This is a genomic window from Exiguobacterium sp. SRB7LM, assembly GCF_015712685.1.
Lineage (GTDB): Bacteria > Bacillota > Bacilli > Exiguobacteriales > Exiguobacteriaceae > Exiguobacterium > Exiguobacterium profundum.
Genome location: NZ_VWVR01000006.1, coordinates 2,665,584 through 2,678,797 on the forward strand (window position 1 = coordinate 2,665,584; position 13,214 = coordinate 2,678,797).

At 49.3% G+C, this 13,214-nt stretch carries 14 protein-coding genes; 6 read left to right on the plus strand and 8 right to left on the minus strand.

Annotated features, from left to right (window positions below):
* Positions 1 to 228 precede the first annotated feature (228 nt).
* The 4 genes from F3H97_RS14410 to tnpB all read left to right on the plus strand — a co-directional run bounded on the left by F3H97_RS14410 (position 229) and on the right by tnpB (position 3,851).
* The gene (locus F3H97_RS14410; protein ID WP_074037619.1) at positions 229 to 1,161 is read left to right on the plus strand and encodes an ABC transporter ATP-binding protein; all 933 of its coding nucleotides are present in this window, start codon (positions 229 to 231) and stop codon (positions 1,159 to 1,161) included.
* The gene (locus F3H97_RS14415) at positions 1,139 to 1,876 is read left to right on the plus strand and encodes an ABC transporter permease (protein ID WP_196431758.1); all 738 of its coding nucleotides are present in this window, start codon (positions 1,139 to 1,141) and stop codon (positions 1,874 to 1,876) included. Before F3H97_RS14410 ends, F3H97_RS14415 begins: the two co-directional genes overlap by 23 nt.
* A gap of 65 nt (positions 1,877 to 1,941) precedes the next feature.
* Positions 1,942 to 2,490: a cysteine hydrolase family protein gene (locus F3H97_RS14420; protein WP_196431759.1), complete on the plus strand. Its 549-nt coding sequence runs from the start codon at positions 1,942 to 1,944 to the stop codon at positions 2,488 to 2,490.
* Positions 2,491 to 2,762: 272 nt separating this feature from the next.
* Positions 2,763 to 3,851, plus strand: coding sequence for an IS200/IS605 family element RNA-guided endonuclease TnpB (gene tnpB, locus F3H97_RS14425; RefSeq protein WP_196431760.1), 1,089 nt, complete (start codon positions 2,763 to 2,765; stop codon positions 3,849 to 3,851).
* Positions 3,852 to 3,973: 122 nt separating this feature from the next.
* On the opposite strand, the gene F3H97_RS14430 is transcribed toward tnpB, so the two are convergent.
* Positions 3,974 to 4,987, minus strand: a complete 1,014-nt coding sequence (locus F3H97_RS14430) for an ABC transporter permease (RefSeq protein ID WP_196431761.1) — start codon at positions 4,985 to 4,987, stop codon at positions 3,974 to 3,976.
* The gene (locus F3H97_RS14435; protein WP_159563440.1) at positions 4,980 to 5,708 is read right to left on the minus strand and encodes an ABC transporter ATP-binding protein; all 729 of its coding nucleotides are present in this window, start codon (positions 5,706 to 5,708) and stop codon (positions 4,980 to 4,982) included. Before F3H97_RS14435 ends, F3H97_RS14430 begins: the two co-directional genes overlap by 8 nt.
* 172 nt (positions 5,709 to 5,880) lie before the next feature.
* Here F3H97_RS14435 and F3H97_RS14440 point away from each other — a divergent pair, with 172 nt between their 5' ends.
* A complete protein-coding gene (locus tag F3H97_RS14440; RefSeq protein ID WP_196431762.1) occupies positions 5,881 to 6,489 on the plus strand; it encodes a TetR/AcrR family transcriptional regulator in 609 nt (202 codons plus the stop codon).
* Between the two features lie 11 nt (positions 6,490 to 6,500).
* Here F3H97_RS14440 and F3H97_RS14445 read toward each other — a convergent pair whose 3' ends face one another.
* From F3H97_RS14445 to F3H97_RS14470, 6 genes are all read right to left on the minus strand, one after another.
* Positions 6,501 to 7,799 carry a HAMP domain-containing sensor histidine kinase gene (locus F3H97_RS14445; RefSeq protein ID WP_196431763.1) on the minus strand — a complete coding sequence of 433 codons (1,299 nt, stop codon included), beginning with the start codon at positions 7,797 to 7,799 and terminating at the stop codon, positions 6,501 to 6,503.
* Positions 7,796 to 8,470 (minus strand): response regulator transcription factor, encoded by a 675-nt coding sequence (locus tag F3H97_RS14450; protein ID WP_074034753.1) that lies wholly within the window; start codon positions 8,468 to 8,470, stop codon positions 7,796 to 7,798. Before F3H97_RS14450 ends, F3H97_RS14445 begins: the two co-directional genes overlap by 4 nt.
* 24 nt (positions 8,471 to 8,494) lie before the next feature.
* Positions 8,495 to 9,649: an ABC transporter permease gene (locus F3H97_RS14455; RefSeq protein ID WP_074034755.1), complete on the minus strand. Its 1,155-nt coding sequence runs from the start codon at positions 9,647 to 9,649 to the stop codon at positions 8,495 to 8,497.
* Complete coding sequence (locus tag F3H97_RS14460) at positions 9,646 to 10,332, minus strand: ABC transporter ATP-binding protein (protein ID WP_084543011.1); 687 nt, start codon at positions 10,330 to 10,332, stop codon at positions 9,646 to 9,648. Before F3H97_RS14460 ends, F3H97_RS14455 begins: the two co-directional genes overlap by 4 nt.
* Positions 10,332 to 10,973: an efflux RND transporter periplasmic adaptor subunit gene (locus F3H97_RS14465; protein WP_196431764.1), complete on the minus strand. Its 642-nt coding sequence runs from the start codon at positions 10,971 to 10,973 to the stop codon at positions 10,332 to 10,334. The genes F3H97_RS14460 and F3H97_RS14465 overlap by 1 nt, the downstream gene beginning before the upstream one ends.
* A gap of 92 nt (positions 10,974 to 11,065) precedes the next feature.
* Entirely contained in the window at positions 11,066 to 11,449 is a 384-nt protein-coding gene (locus tag F3H97_RS14470) for a hypothetical protein (protein ID WP_196431765.1), read from the minus strand.
* Between the two features lie 197 nt (positions 11,450 to 11,646).
* On the opposite strand from F3H97_RS14470, the gene F3H97_RS14475 reads away from it, so the two are divergent.
* Entirely contained in the window at positions 11,647 to 13,143 is a 1,497-nt protein-coding gene (locus tag F3H97_RS14475) for a phytoene desaturase family protein (RefSeq protein ID WP_196431766.1), read from the plus strand.
* Positions 13,144 to 13,214 lie beyond the last annotated feature (71 nt).

Genomic DNA, 13,214 nt, shown 5'->3' on the forward strand with positions numbered 1-13,214 from the left:
ATCTTGCCTCTTACGCTCAACTTCATACTACACCTTTCGTCGCAGAAAGACCCTTACAAATTCACAATTCGTCCATACTATTTCAATAAGTTTTGCTTATCGATAAATTGTGTCTTGATGTATTTGTTTCAACAATTTCAAAAAAAGATGAAACCTTATTTCAAACAGCCCCGTAATAGGGAGTGTAGGCATTACACTATTACTCTTAACAGAAAGCTAGGTGACCACATGTTATCCGTACAAAATGTCCATAAAAAGATGGGAAAAGCAACGGTATTGACAAATGTCAGCTTTGACGTCGTTCCAGGAGAAATTTTCGGATTCCTCGGACCGAACGGCGCCGGGAAGACGACAACTATTCGAATCATCACAGGCCTCATGCCTGCGACGCACGGGACCGTGACAGTCGATGGGTATGACGTGGCGAACAACCGCCAAGAAGCGCTCAGCCGAATCGGGGCCATCGTCGAGAATCCTGCATTCTATCCGTACATGACGGGCCGGGAAAACTTGATTCATGCGATGAACTTGATTCCGAACTTGAAAAAAGTCGACTTGAATGCACTCGGTGCCCTCGTCGGACTCGACGGAAAGCTCGATATGAAAGTCAAACAGTACTCACTCGGGATGAAACAGCGCCTCGGGATTGCCCGTGCCTTGTTGCATAACCCAAAAGTGCTCATCTTAGATGAGCCGACGAACGGTCTTGACCCAGCCGGGATCGCCGACCTTCGGAATTACTTACGCCACCTTGCGGACCACCGCGGAATCGCCATCCTTATCTCGAGCCATTTATTGAGCGAGATGGAATTGATCACCGACCGTTTCGCAATCATTGACCAAGGACAAATCAAATCAGTGGAAGACGGACAGACGAAGGCTGACAGCGTCATCCTCTGTAAAGTTGCCAAGGAGCAGATGAACGAGGCACTTGACGTCGCAGCACTCGCCTTCGATGATGTGAAAATCGTTCAGCAGTCTGCCGAGTCGTTTATCGTACCGCGTCAAGAGACAGACATCCCGGTCTTACTGAAACAATTAATCGAGCGCGATATCGCCGTCTATCAGATTGGCATGAAACACGAGTCGCTCGAAGAACAATTCTTGAAATTGACGAAAAAAGAAGGAGGTACGAACAATGCGTTCATTACTCAGCAATGAATGGATGAAATGGCGTCGTACGATTAAACCATACGTCGCCCTAGGCGTGTATACTGCAATCATCCTCATCGTATACGCTGTATTGGCCAGTGGTGAAGGGACACCAGAAGCGGCATCGTTCTTTGAATTTTCAACGATGGGTGCCATTGCTTTCTTGAGTATCTTTACGATTGTCTTTACGGCAGAGATGGTCGGGAACGAATTGAAATTTGATACGTTGAAACACCTGTTGATGAGTCCGTACTCTCGCGACCGCATCTTATTGTCGAAGCTCGTCATGGCCGTCCTCGTTATGTTGCTTCAATTCATTTTCATCTTAGTCGTCGCGTTCGGGTTCTCACTCACGTTAGATGGCTCTGTCACATGGGATGTCGTCCGTCCGATCCTCATCAGTGTGAGCGGACCGATCTTCATCATCTTCTTGACGCTCATGTTCTCGGTCGTCTTCAAGTCGGTCGGCGTCGTCATCGGTTTCACGGTGCTCGCAAACTTCGCCTCAAGTATCATCGGCGGCCTTCTCGTCGCTTGGAAACCTGAGCTTGCGAAATGGATCGTCTTCTTGCATACAGACCTTTCGATCTATGATGTGAATCCAGAGTTTATGAAAGCGATGGACGCTACGATAGGCTTCTCGATTTTCTATGTCGCCCTTCATATCATCGCCTTCTATCTCATCACGGCATTTATGTTCCGCAGTAAAACGTTCGCGGAATAAGCATACTTCAAATGAAAAAGTGGTACCTCTTTGCTATAGGAGTTTTATAGTAAGGAGGTATTTCTATGTCTAAGACGGCATTACTCATTATTGATTTGTTCAATGATTTTGATTTTGAAGGTGGCGACATGCTACGTAAACATACGGAAGCGATTGTTGAACCGATTCTCGAGCTTAAAAAGCATTTTAAAGAGTTGGACTTGCCCGTCATTTATTGTAATGATAACTTCGGACAATGGAAAGATAGCACGGAAGACATCATTGAGTATGTAAAAGCTTCTAAGGGTGAACATATTGCCTCGCAAATCGAACCGGAAGATGAAGAGTATTTTATTATAAAGCCAAGGCACTCCACTTTCTTTGGAACTCAGTTAGATATTTTACTTCGTCAGTTAAACGTGACGAAATTGATTTTAACCGGAGTCGCGACGGATATTTGTATCCTCTTTTCTGCCAATGATGCATATATGCGTGACTATGATATATATGTACCTCGTGATTGTGTGACGGCAGAAACATCCAAACGTCACGAAAGTGCCTTGACGATTATCGATGAAGCACTGGGAATTGAAATATCTCCTGTGTCTGAATATATGAGTCACATTCAAAAGTGATTTATAGTAATCAGCGTGGTCACAAAATCCCAACATTTAGAACGTTTTCAAGCTCTTCTTTTAACTAAATCAGGCGAGAATTCTCCCTCCTCTAAGCTTCTCGGGGCGTAGCCCAGCGTAGGTGGGAGATGAATCGCCCGGTCCAAAAGTCTTCTCTCCCTATGACATAATTACGAACAAAAGTTCGTGATTATGTCATATTCTCCCTCCCCCTCCACGGGTATCGGATGAGGAGGACACATCACGATCTTCGGAAGGGAGGAGGGACGGACATGCTGAAAGGCTATAAATATAGGCTTCACCCGACGCCGGCACAGGAAGAGTTCCTCATCAAGACGATCGGCTGCGCACGGTTCATCTACAACAAGCTGCTCGAGGACCGCATCGCCATCCGCGAGGAGGCGAAAGCGGGGAACGGAGCGAGACGGAAACCGGCGACACCCGCCTCCTACAAACCCCTGTTCCCGTTCCTCGCCGAGACGGACAGCCTCGCGCTCGCGAACGCGAAGCTGAACCTCGACACCGCGTTCGCGAAGTTCTTCTCCGGGACAGGCGGCTTCCCGGCCTTCAAATCGAGACGACGGTCGCGCGCCTCCTACACGACGAACAACCAGCATGGCACGATCCGCATCGAGGACGGCAAGGTTAGACTTCCTAAAATCGGCTTCGTGAAGTTCACACAACATCGTCCGTTCGAGGGAATCATTAAGTCCGCGACGGTCTCGATGACGAGGACGGGCAAGTTCTTCATCTCCATCCTCGTCGAACAGGACGACGAACCCTTTGTCCCTGCCGAGCACAAGGTCGGGATCGATCTCGGCCTAAAACATTTCGCCGTCATGACGAACGACGCGATGGTCTCGGAGAAGATCGACAACCCCGGACTCCTCCGGAAGTCCGAAGCGAAGGTCAGGAAGGCGCAGCGCGCGCTGTCACGCAAGAAGATCGGGAGCAAGAACCGTGAAAAAGCCAAGTTACTTCTGGCCAAGAAACACGAAAAGATCGCCAACCAACGCAAGGACTTCCTTCATAAGCTGTCGAGACGGATCGTTGACGAGAACCAAGTCATCGTCGTGGAGACATTGAAGTCGAAGGACATGATGAAGAACCACAAGGTAGCGAAGTCCATCGGGGATGTCAGTTGGTACGAGTTCGTCCGGCAACTCGAATACAAATCAAACTTCTACGGACGGACGCTCATCAAGGCGGACCCCTGGTTCGCATCGACGCAGATCTGTTCTTCTTGCGGCGTCAAAGGCGAGAAGAAGACGATGGATGTCCGTGAATGGACGTGTGCCTGTGGCGCGCACCATGACCGTGACATCAACGCGAGCATCAACCTGTTGATGTTGGCCGACTGACAATCCTTCAGGGCAGGGACTGCCCGACGAGCTTGGTCCATAACCGTGGCTGGTAGGAGCACGGTCTTCCCAAGAAGCTCCCACTTCCATTTGTGAAACAAATAAGTGGTGAGTAGTTCACCTTAGTGTCCTCTGTATTTCCCGAGCGCCCGCATGTTCAAGAGATACAAGACCCCTGCATAGAGAATTAAACCGAGTAAATACACCCAGATGCCTGAGAAGCCACTTCCGTAAATCATGACTTCCTTGATCGCTGTCGCTCCGTAGAAGATTGGCATGATGTAACTCAAGTTCCCGAGACCATATGGAATCAAGTCGAGCGGGATGAGTCCTGAGAAGAAGACTTGCGGAATGATGGTGAACGGAATCATCTGTACGACTTGCAGTTCTGATCGGGCAAACACGGAGATGGTCGCCCCGAAGAGTACCGCTGTCCCTGCCATGAGTAGCATCGTCAACATGACCCACGCCATATTCCCGAGCGAAGACAAGCCGAGCACATAAATCGAATAGAGCACGATGAAAATCGACTGCACGACCGCAAACGTACCGTATCCGAGTGTATATCCTAAAATGACCTGTCCTCGCTTAATTGGGGTCATCAAGAGTCGCTCGAGTGTACCCCCACTCCGTTCTTTGACGAGTGCCATCGCAGATAAGATGAACACGAAGAAGAACGAGAAGAGGGATAGGAAGACGAAGCCGAACGAATCGAATGTCGATTGGTCCTCTTCCCCATAGACGAATGACGTATCGATTTCAGCTGCAGGGTTGAGCGTCGCCAACGCATCTTGAATCTCACGAACCGCCGTCGACGACTTCGTCGACGGTTCACGTAACGTGATGGTCGTTCCTTCCTGATCCATTTCAAACACGGCATCGACCTGTTCATTGTCTTCAATATATGCTTTTGGATCATCGAACGATACCTGTTCCACTTCGAGCGTCTCGTCTTCAAACGCATCGACGAGTTGTTCTTGTGCGTTGTCATCCAGGACAACGGTCGGAACGTAGTCGGAATCCCCGAGTAAGAAATAGACGAGTGTCAAAATGAGAAGTGGCGCAATCAAAATCAAGGCGACACTTCGTTTATCATTCAACGTCTGAAAGATGACACGTTTCGCTAAGTTACGCATGGTCACCCACCCCCTCTTTCCCTGCAATCAAGAACAGTTCTTCGACGCGACCGTTCTCGGTCTGGTCAAGCAAATCTTGCACATGGTCGTACGCGATCAACCGTCCATTATAGACGAGCGCGGCCCGGTCACATTCGAGCACTTCATCCATGACGTGCGTCGAGACGATGATGGTCGTCCCTTCCGCCCGAATCGTTTGGAACTGATCCCAAATTTGTCGGCGTAAGATCGGATCGATTCCGACCGTCGGTTCATCAAGAAACAACACATCTGGCTTATGCAGGATGGCGATAGCCAAGGAAAGACGCTTCTTCATCCCGCCTGAAAAATTGCGGACGAGCTTATGTCGGTCGTTCGTTAAATCGACAAGGTTGAGCACTTCGGTGATGCGTTCTTGGAGCGCCTTTTTCCCTAACTTATAAATCGATCCGAAGAAGGCGAGGTTCGCTTCGGCCGACAAGTCTTCGTACAAGCCATCGTTCTGCGGCATAAATCCGATTTGTTGGAGCATGTCCATGTTTGGCATCTTCGTTTCGCCGATATGGACACTTCCTTTGTCCGGTGCGAGGGCGCCGATCATGAGTCGGATGAGCGTCGTCTTCCCCGATCCAGACGGTCCGAGCAAGCAGCAAATCTCTCCAGATGGGATGGTGAAGTCGATGTTGTCGATGGCGAGTTGGTCACCGAACGACTTGTCGACATGTTGCAGTTGAATGTTCATTTCTGTCACTCCTTTTCGGCGCCTCCTCGTGTATACTCAAGATAATCGACACCGTGTTGGTTTATAAGTTTAGTATAGACCCCGTTCACGGTGGCAACAATCGTCAATATCGGTCATCGTGTCGGTTTTCCGACAGATGCAATGAATGTGTTGAGGAAAAGGAGAAACAGATATGGAACAAACCGATTTACGCGTCATCCGGACGAAGAAGCTGATTAAAGACGCCTTTTTCAGTCTCATTGAAGAACAAGGATTTGAAGCCGTCACCGTCAAGCAATTGACTGAACGGGCCGGCATCAATCGGGGCACCTTTTATAGTCACTATGTGGATAAGTTCGAATTGATGGAAAAATGCGTCAACGAAATCTTTGAAGAGGCCGAACGGAAGTTGATTCATCATCTCCCTCACATCTTTGGAGACGAGCGGACCGACAACTCGTACCATTATCTCGTCCCGTTCATCCGCTTCATCGAAGACAATCAAATCATCATGAAGCCGCTCCTCGGACCAAACGGAGATCCGACATTCCAGGCAAAGCTTCGAAAATTTATGCAGGCCGCCTTGTTTCAGCGCTCCCCGGTAACCTTGTTTGACCCGGACAAGATGATGGTCCCGCCTCCATATCTCGTCGCCTATCTGTCTTCGGCTCACATGGGCGTCATCTACGAGTGGTTGAACAATCCGTCTTCGGAAGAGACAGCGGAAGACATCGCCCGAATTATTTATACGATCACCTATGAAGGACCACTCGTTGCCGGCGGTGTGAATCCACGAAAATAAGGACAGGTGCTTTACCTGTCCTCCTTTGGAAAGACGACTTTCGCCGTTGTCCCAATCTGTTTCTCACTCGATAATGTAATCTCTCCACCATGTAACTGTACGATTTGACGAGCGATGGCGAGCCCTAGTCCTGAACCGTTGCGATGACGAGATGTGTCGGCCTGATAAAAGCGTTCGAACGCCCGGTCCACTTGTTCAGGTGTCATGCCTTCTCCTTCGTCGCGAATCTCGCATGTGATATGCGTCGCATCTTCTTTGACTAGAAGATGCAGCGTACTTTCTTCATATGCATATTCGACAGCATTTTGAAGTAGATTGATCCAAACTTGCTGAAGAAGTGTAGCATCCCCCTTCATCACGACTTCGTCCATAGTCAAATCTAGCTTCATTCGTTTGCGTGTCATCTCTGAATCTAAGGATAGGATTGCCTCCCGGATCTGCTCACTGAGAGACAGTTCCGTCGCATGTAGACCGACAATCGTGTGGTCTAATTTCGCTAGCCGGAGCACGTCTTGTGACAAGCGCGATAGTCGTTTCCCTTCACGCTCAATCTTCGTGACATATTCACTTTGTTTTTCAAAAGGTCCTCCCCGTTTCAACAACGTGGCATACCCTAAAATCGAAGCGACCGGCGTCTTAAATTCATGTGCCATAACGGATGCCAATTCCTCATTCTTCGTTTCATTCGTTTCAAGCGTCTCGGTCATCTGATTGAACTGCTTCGCGAGCATTCCAATCTCATCTGTTGCTACGTCATGAATCCGCACCGATAGGTCTCCAGCGGTCACACGGTTGACGGCATCCGTGACACGGTCGATGCGTCGTGTCATCAATCGAACTGCGAATAAAATGAGAACACTTGAAATGAGTGCTGTCAGGAACAAGGTCTGTAACGACACGTCACGGAAGATTGAAATCGGATTCTCGTCTGCGTTCGGAGACAACGTGACCACGGTCTCGTCGAGTAAAAAAGCGACTTGTGGAAGACGGTCCGTCTGTGACAGCACTTCACCACGTTCTAATGTCGCTCGTTCCGAAATGCTCCATTCCGCACGGTCATAACGCATCGTCTGGGCATTCAGTGTCGCATCATCAAAGAGGTCCAAGACCACATCAGACGCTAGACCGTAATCTTGTGAGGCCATCTGCATGCTGTTGGCCCGGTCTACCAACATTTCTTCGACTTGTGTCTTCAGTGCATTGAACTGAAAGGTCAAAAAAATCGTGAACGTCAAGAGGATTGGAATCAACAAGAGCCCGAAGAAAATCATTAAAAATCGTCCGTAGATGGTACTAATAAATCGTTTCATCTTTTCAGCTCCAATCGATAACCGAGTCCCCACACCGTACTGATCTGAAATGCATCAATCGGCTTGAGACGCGCACGCAGTCGATTAATATGGACGTCGACCGTTCGGGTCTCACTCTCCGTCTCATATCCCCAAATCCGGTCTAACAATTGTTGCCGGGTGAAGACTTGATTCAAATGCGTCGCCAAAAAATAGAGGAGTTCAAACTCTTTGCGAGGGAGTTCGATCGTCTCAGAAGTCGTTTCTAACGTCATCGTCGTCTCATCGAGTACGCAGTCGTTCAACTGAATCTGATGACTGTGATGAATGCGCGCTCGTCGTAACAATGCCTCAATTCGTAATTCGAGTTCTTCGAGATCGATCGGTTTCACGACATAGTCATCCGCTCCGGCATGAAACCCTCTCTTTTTGTCATTCATCGCATCGAGGACCGTCAGCATAAGCACCGGGAGCGTATACCCGGCGTCACGTAATTGTCCCGTCAGTTCACGTCCATCCAACCGCGGCATCATCACGTCGGTAATGAGCAAATCGATTGGCTCACGGTCGAGCCAATCGAGTGCTTCTTCTCCATCTTTTGCATGAAGGACACGATAACCGGCCACCGTCAAATAATCGACTAATAAACCGCCGAGTGCCTCATCATCTTCTGCGAGTAAAATGGTGACCATCTGTTTCCCCTTCTTTCTAATGGCTTATACGTTTCGCAACGCTTCAATCGGTTGCAAGTTCGAGGCTTTCCGGGCTGGGATGTAGCCGAATATGACTCCGATGATGACAGAGAAACCGAGTGCCAATCCGACGGTTGAACTTGCCAATGTAAACGGTACGCCCATGACGAGCGTCAGCCCAAAGGCGAGCAGTCCACCAACTAAGACACCGACGAGCCCTCCGAGCATCGAAAGCAGGACGGACTCAAACAAGAACTGTTGTCGAATCTTACCAGGCGTCGCACCGAGTGCTTTACGCAGTCCGATCTCACTTGTTCGTTCGGTCACCGAAACGAGCATCATGTTCATGATCCCGATGCCTCCGACGAGTAAAGAAATCGAAGCGATGCCAACGAGGAGCATACTGAGAAGCGCATTGATTTGATCGATGGAAGCGAGCGCATCCTCAAAACTCGTTACTGTGAAGGCGTCACGTCCATTGAATGCGGTCGTCAGCTGTTGTGTCACTTCATCCTGTACGACAGCTGATGCACCCGATTCGGTATATAAGTCGAACGTGGCAATCGTCCCTTGATGAAACTGCGTCAGTGCAGTCGTCACAGGGATGACGATCGCCTCGTCTGTTGACATGGAAAATTCCGATGATGGCGCAAGCGTTCCAACGACGATGTAACGAATCCCACCAACAGAGATCTCTTCCCCGAGAGGAGAGGATGTCGGAAACGCCTCTTTCGCAATCGTTTCTCCGAGCAAGGCGACATGCGTCTGTTGATTGACGTCGAGTGGTGTCAATCCGCGCCCGGTTGCGACAACCGAATCGTCTTTGAAGAACGCTTCACTTTTCCCAAGAATGGTTTGCTGTTCCGTCTGCCCCGATACATATACATCGGTCATTTGACTCAATGTCGGGGAGATTGAGGCGACCCCCTCAATGGCTTCGAGCCGATCCATGTCCGCCATACTGACACCGGATTTCCCATCTTCTCCGATTTGAACGGTCATACGATCAGCTCCAAACGTCGCGACTTCATCGTTAATGGAATCGGTCACACCGGAAATGATCGTCATCAAGGCAATAATCGAAGCCGTCCCGATGACAATCCCTAAAATCGTCAAGAAGGAGCGCATCTTGTGACTGATGACCGTCAACCAAGCCATGCGTATATTTTCTCGAATCATCGCACCCGTTCCTCCTTTTCAATCTTCCCGTCACGCACATGTACGATACGAGTCGCTTCTTTGGCGATATCGATATCATGGGTAATCATGATGATCGTCTTTCCCTCCGCATGTAGCTCGTGAAAGAGCGCCATAATTTGACGACCGTTCGTTTGATCTAACGCACCCGTCGGCTCATCCGCGAGAAGAAGCGATGGATTCGTCACGAGCGCCCGAGCGATAGCGACACGTTGCTGCTGACCACCTGATAACTGATTTGGAAAGTGGTCCATCTTATCGCCTAATCCGACACGCGCTAACATCTGTCGAGTTCGTTCCTGTCTTTCCGCTTTTGAAGATCGTTGATAAATGAGCGGAAGTTCCACGTTCTCTCGAGCGCTCAACCGAGGAAGTAGATTGAATTGCTGAAAGATAAATCCGATGCGTTCGTTTCGAAACAGAGAAAGCTCCGTTTCGGACAATCCGGTCACATCCTTGTTCCCAAACCGGTAACGACCGCTCGAATAACCATCGAGACAACCAAGGATGTTCATGAGTGTCGACTTTCCAGAGCCGGATGGTCCCAAAATGGCGACGAACTCTCCTTCTTTCACCTCTAAATCGATTCCTCGTAATACGGTCTGCTGATTGTCACCCTCACCGTACGATTTGGTCAATTGTTCGACCGAGATGAGTGTCGTCATCATTGCCCACCTCCGATTCGTGGAGGCATCAACCCGCCACTCGTCGTCTCATCGAGTAAGAGTACTTCGGTCTCGTCTAATCCATCTTTGATCTCGACTCGACTTCCGTCTGTCAACCCAAGCTCGACCTGTTGTTTCACCGGACCCTCGTCTCCTTGCACATACACGTATGCATCCTCATCCTCAAACATGATGCTGTCGAGCGACAAGGTCTCTGCATCTTCAGCGCGATCGACGACTAGACTGCCTTCTAACGTCATCCCATTCCGTAAATTGTCTGTCTCAGGGAAAGTCACGGTCATCGCATAGCGAGCGGATGCGCCTGGTGTCGTCATCGGTTCAGCTTCCTCTGCGATGACGTCGATTGTTCCATCTACCTCGGTGTCGAGCGCCGTCACATAGATCGTCAACGCATCCCCTTCATTCACTTTGCCGATATCTCGCTCATCGACCATGAATCGACCTGTCGTCTCATCCCCGACTGCCGTGACCTGCCCCGCAAACGTGTAACGATTTTCAATCGTCTCAACCGCGACGGCTTCCATTTTATAGTCGGTCGCATCCGGCATCAAGAAGACTCCAGCTCCTAATGTAAGGGCGAGCACACCAATCCCCATGCCCCATTTCACTTTTTTGTTCATCTTGTGTTCCTCCTTATTGTTGATATGTTAAGGATAAACACAAGTTGTAAACAAATTATAAACGCCTCTCGCGATAAACGAGAGGCGTTCACTTACGAAACGCGAACGTGCACGTGTAAGTTCCCATTTGCTTCAGTTGTCGTCTGGTATGCGTTCTGTACTGCCTCCAGATCATGCCAGGCGATGCGGTATGACTTTCCTCGCATCCCTTCAAACTCGAAGGCGAGATGTTGTAAATCCGACATGCCCAGAATGCGGTCAAACGGTCCACCCTCGCCAGCCCATTCCAATTGATTCGCCGAATCCTTCAATACGAGGTCGAGTCCATGCATCACTTTTTCTTTGATCAATTGTCCATCCGCGGCAACACGCATCCCGTCTTGAATATCATGCATCCGACACGATTCGATCTCGTCAAACGGGATGGTGATTTCATCCCCGTTCGCAAAGTGAAGTGTGATTGTTTTTACGATCATCTTAAATTCCTACCTTCATCTAGACTCCGTCCTATGCTTCTAGCCTAACTATACAAAACTTTTCATGGTTCAGGGATGACATCTTTGTGGATGTGGCAAATCCGTAAAAGCATGTTCGTTTCATTTGGAAACGGGAATAGAAGAGGTAGCACTCATTCTGTTTTTTGAAAATAACACTTCGGAAAGGCGGCGAATATATGCCATCAGTGGATAAGTCGGTCATCGTCATAGGCGGAGGGCTCGGCGGATTGTCAGCGGCCATCTCACTCGCTCAAAAAGGTTACGACGTCTCACTCTACGAAAAGAACGACCACATCGGCGGGAAAGTGAATCGGCTCGAACAAGACGGATTCGGCTTCGACCTCGGACCCTCGATTTTAACGATGCCCCACATCTTCGACAAACTGTTCCATGGAAGTGGGAAACGCATGGAAGACTATGTATCCATCAAGCGGCTTGAGCTCGAATGGCGCTCGTTCTTCCCGGACGATACCGTCCTCGACCTCTACCATGACCTCGAACAAATGCAACGGGCGAATCCTTCCCTCTCTCGAAAAGACATGCAAGAATATCGTGAACTGTTGAATTATGCAGCGCGCATCTATAAGACGACCGAGAAGGGCTATTTGGCCGAAGGGTTTGAGTCGCCTTTAGAAGCAGTCATGAAAACGGGCATCTTCCCGACCCTATTCGGATTCGACTTGACGTCGACGATGTATAGCGCCATCAAGAAACGGATCAGTAACCCTCATCTTCGGGACATGCTCTCGTATTACGTCAAATATGTCGGGTCGTCTCCGTATAACGCACCAGCCGTCTTAAACATGATGATTTACATGCAATATGCCCAAGGCTGTTGGTATGTCGAAGGCGGGACCCATAAGCTCGCGGAAGGCTTGACGAAGCTCGCCGAAGAAATCGGTGTGAAGCTACATACCGGAGAAGGCGTGGTTCGTGCCCATACGGTGAATGAGAAAGTGACCGCCATCGAGCTTGAGGACGGACGTCTGCGTTCCGCTGATTATTTTGTCTCGAACATGGAAGTCATCCCGTTCTATCAGAAGATGGTCGACGCGGACAAACAGTATGTCGACAAACTCGTCGATAAATACGAACCGGCAAGTTCCGGATTCGTCCTCCATCTCGGGGTGAAGAAAGCCTATCCACAACTGGCACATCATAACTTCTTCTTCTCTGAGAACCTACATGAACAAATGGATAAAATTTTTGAGAAACATGAACTTCCGGACGACCCGACAATCTATCTCGTCAACGTCAACAAGACCGACCCGACCCAAGCGCCACCAGGACATGAGAACATCAAAATCTTGCCACACATTCCGTATATCCAGGATGTGCCGTTCACGGAAGAAGAGTACGCCGCTTTTGAAGAACGTGTACTCGACAAATTGGAACGAATGGGCCTCGATGGTCTGCGTGAACATACGGTGACACGTGACGTATGGACGCCCCATGATATCGAGCGGACGTATGGATCGGACCGAGGTGCCATTTATGGAACGGTCGCCGACAAGAATCGAAATGGCGGCTTCAAACATAAGAAACAGAGTGAACTTTACCACAACCTCTACTTCGTCGGTGGAACCGTCAATCCGGGCGGTGGCATGCCGATGGTGACATTGAGCGGTCAGCAAGTGAGCGACAAGATTGCGAAACGCGACAAAGTGAAATGATTTTCTTCAATCCCTCATTCAATATGAGGGATTATTTTTTGAAACTTTTTCCAATAACCTTCCGTATATTG

Excerpts from the sequence above, each read along its gene's own strand:
- F3H97_RS14410 (WP_074037619.1), top strand. The coding sequence starts at position 229 with ATGTTATCCGTACAAAATGTCCATAAAAAGATGGGAAAAGCAACGGTA.
- F3H97_RS14415 (WP_196431758.1), top strand. The coding sequence starts at position 1,139 with ATGCGTTCATTACTCAGCAATGAATGGATGAAATGGCGTCGTACGATT.
- F3H97_RS14420 (WP_196431759.1), top strand. The coding sequence starts at position 1,942 with ATGTCTAAGACGGCATTACTCATTATTGATTTGTTCAATGATTTTGAT.
- tnpB (WP_196431760.1), top strand. The coding sequence starts at position 2,763 with ATGCTGAAAGGCTATAAATATAGGCTTCACCCGACGCCGGCACAGGAA.
- F3H97_RS14430 (WP_196431761.1), bottom strand. The coding sequence starts at position 4,987 with ATGCGTAACTTAGCGAAACGTGTCATCTTTCAGACGTTGAATGATAAA.
- F3H97_RS14435 (WP_159563440.1), bottom strand. The coding sequence starts at position 5,708 with ATGAACATTCAACTGCAACATGTCGACAAGTCGTTCGGTGACCAACTC.
- F3H97_RS14440 (WP_196431762.1), top strand. The coding sequence starts at position 5,881 with ATGGAACAAACCGATTTACGCGTCATCCGGACGAAGAAGCTGATTAAA.
- F3H97_RS14445 (WP_196431763.1), bottom strand. The coding sequence starts at position 7,799 with ATGAAACGATTTATTAGTACCATCTACGGACGATTTTTAATGATTTTC.
- F3H97_RS14450 (WP_074034753.1), bottom strand. The coding sequence starts at position 8,470 with ATGGTCACCATTTTACTCGCAGAAGATGATGAGGCACTCGGCGGTTTA.
- F3H97_RS14455 (WP_074034755.1), bottom strand. The coding sequence starts at position 9,649 with ATGATTCGAGAAAATATACGCATGGCTTGGTTGACGGTCATCAGTCAC.
- F3H97_RS14460 (WP_084543011.1), bottom strand. The coding sequence starts at position 10,332 with ATGACGACACTCATCTCGGTCGAACAATTGACCAAATCGTACGGTGAG.
- F3H97_RS14465 (WP_196431764.1), bottom strand. The coding sequence starts at position 10,973 with ATGAACAAAAAAGTGAAATGGGGCATGGGGATTGGTGTGCTCGCCCTT.
- F3H97_RS14470 (WP_196431765.1), bottom strand. The coding sequence starts at position 11,449 with ATGATCGTAAAAACAATCACACTTCACTTTGCGAACGGGGATGAAATC.
- F3H97_RS14475 (WP_196431766.1), top strand. The coding sequence starts at position 11,647 with ATGCCATCAGTGGATAAGTCGGTCATCGTCATAGGCGGAGGGCTCGGC.